The sequence below is a fragment of the Burkholderia sp. BDU5 genome (assembly GCF_001522845.1).
Lineage (GTDB): Bacteria > Pseudomonadota > Gammaproteobacteria > Burkholderiales > Burkholderiaceae > Burkholderia > Burkholderia mayonis.
The window spans coordinates 1-627 of sequence record NZ_LOWC01000003.1; the positions used below are offsets into that span (position 1 = coordinate 1).

1 protein-coding gene is annotated in these 627 nt (G+C 64.6%); it reads right to left on the bottom strand.

Features of this window, described 5'->3' with window-relative positions; genetic code table 11:
- Window positions 1-627: hypothetical protein (locus tag WS69_RS35225; RefSeq protein WP_269434727.1), on the bottom strand; the 627-nt coding region annotated here is incomplete at both ends.

Consider the following 627-nt stretch of genomic DNA (forward strand, 5'->3'; position numbering starts at 1 on the left):
ACCGGCATCGGTTCGTTGTCCACCGGCCTCTCGACCACCAACAGCAACGTCGCTTCGCTTTCCAGCGGCCTCAGCACTACCAACAGCTCGCTGACCTCGCTGTCGACCTCCACGTCGTCCGGCATCAGCACCGCGCAGAGCGGCGTCAACTCGTTGTCCACGGGCCTGTCCACGACCAACAGCACCGTCGCGTCGCTGTCGACCTCGACCTCGACGGGCCTGAGTTCAGCCAACAGCTCGATCGCCTCGCTCTCGACCTCGTCGTCCACCGGCATCAGCTCGTTGTCCACTGGCCTCTCGACGACCAACAGCTCGGTCGCTTCGCTTTCGACTTCGACGTCGACGGGCCTGAGCCTGGCGAATAGCTCGATCGCGTCGCTGTCCACATCGACCTCGACCGGCATCGGCTCGCTGTCCACCGGCCTCTCGACGACCAACAGCAATCTCGCGTCGCTGTCCACGTCGACCTCGACCGGCATCGGTTCGTTGTCCACCGGCCTCTCGACCACCAACAGTAACGTCGCTTCGCTTTCCAGCGGCCTCAGCACCACCAACAGCTCGCTGACCTCGCTGTCGACCTCCACGTCGTCCGGCATCAGCACCGCGCAGAGCGGCGTCAACTCGTTG